The following is a 1819-nucleotide window of genomic DNA, read 5'->3' on the forward strand; positions in this document are numbered from 1 at the left end:
GCCGGCTGGAGGCCCTGCTGGACTTCCAGACCATGGTGGCCGACCTGACCGGCCTGGAAGTCGCCAACGCGTCGATGCTCGACGAGGGCACCGCCGCCGCCGAGGCGATGACGCTGATGCACCGCGCCGCGCGCGGGAAAAGCAACCGGCTGGCGGTCGACGCGGACCTGTTCGTTCAGACCGCTGCCGTGCTGGCGACCCGCGCAGAGTCGTTGGGCATCGAGATCGTCACCGCCGACCTGCGCTGTGGTCTTCCGGATCTGCCGGACGGCGAATTCTTCGGCGTCATCACTCAACTGCCGGGAGCCAGCGGCCGGGTCACCGACTGGAGCGCGCTGGTGTCACAGGCCCATGACCGCGGCGCGCTGGTCGCCGTCGGCGCCGATCTGCTGGCGTTGACGCTGATCACCCCACCCGGCGAGATCGGTGCTGATGTCGCGTTCGGCAGCACCCAACGCTTCGGTGTGCCAATGGGATACGGCGGTCCGCACGCCGGCTATCTGGTGGTGCACGCCCGGCACGCCCGGCAGCTGCCGGGCCGGCTGGTCGGTGTGTCGGTCGACGCCGACGGGTCGCCCGCCTACCGGCTGGCGTTGCAGACCCGCGAGCAGCACATCCGGCGCGACAAGGCGACCAGCAATATCTGCACCGCCCAGGTGCTACTGGCGGTAATGGCGGCGATGTACGCCAGCTATCACGGCGCCGACGGGCTGACCGCCATCGCGCGCCGGGTACACGGGCACGCCGAGACGATCGCCGCCGCACTGGGCGACGCGCTGGTGCACGACGAATTCTTCGACACCGTGCTGGCGCGGGTGCCCGGCCGCGCTGACGAGGTGCTCGCCGCCGCGAAGGCCGACGGCATCAATCTATGGCGCGTCGACGCCGACCATGTCTCGGTGGCCTGCGACGAAGCGACCAGAGCCGAGCACGTTGCAGCGGTGCTGCAGGCGTTCGGCGTGGAAGCCGCCGAACCTGTGTGCGCCGGCATAGTCACCCGCACGTCGGCGTTCCTCACCCACCCGGCGTTCACCGACTACCGGACCGAGACGTCGATGATGCGGCGGCTGCGCACCCTCGCCGACAAAGATGTCGCGTTGGACCGCAGCATGATTCCGCTCGGGTCCTGCACCATGAAGCTCAACGCCGCGGCCGAGATGGAGCCGATCACCTGGCCGGGCTTCGCCCGTCAGCACCCGTTCGCGCCGGACTCCGACACCCCCGGGCTGCGCCGGCTCATCGCCCAACTCGAGACGTGGCTCGTCGAGCTCACCGGATACGACGCCGTGTCGCTGCAACCCAACGCAGGCTCGCAGGGCGAATACGCGGGCTTGCTGGCGATCCATGACTATCACGCCAGCCGCGGCGAACCGCACCGCAACATTTGTCTCATCCCGTCGAGTGCGCACGGCACCAACGCCGCGTCCGCGGCGATGGCCGGTATGCGGGTGGTAGTGGTGGGCTGCCGCGCCAACGGCGACGTCGACCTGGACGATCTACGCGCCAAGATCACTGAGCACGCTGAGCAGTTGTCGGCGCTGATGATCACCTATCCGTCCACCCACGGCGTGTACGAGCAGGACATCGCCGAAGTCTGCGCCGCCGTGCACGATGCCGGTGGCCAGGTCTACATCGACGGCGCCAACCTCAACGCGCTCGTCGGGCTGGCTCGGCCGGGGAAGTTCGGTGGCGACGTCAGCCACCTCAATCTGCACAAGACGTTCTGCATTCCGCACGGCGGTGGCGGCCCAGGCGTGGGTCCGGTCGCGGTGCGCACTCACCTGGCGCCGTATCTGCCGGGGCATCCTCTGGCCGACGA

Annotated in this window: 1 protein-coding gene; it reads left to right on the plus strand. The window is 69.3% G+C overall.

Features of this window, described 5'->3' with window-relative positions; translation table 11 throughout:
* On the plus strand, nt 1–1819 hold a 1819-nt coding region (locus WA317_RS18870), incomplete at both ends, for an aminotransferase class V-fold PLP-dependent enzyme (RefSeq protein WP_425174485.1).

The organism is Mycobacterium sp. (assembly GCF_049802695.1).
GTDB lineage: Bacteria > Actinomycetota > Actinomycetes > Mycobacteriales > Mycobacteriaceae > Mycobacterium.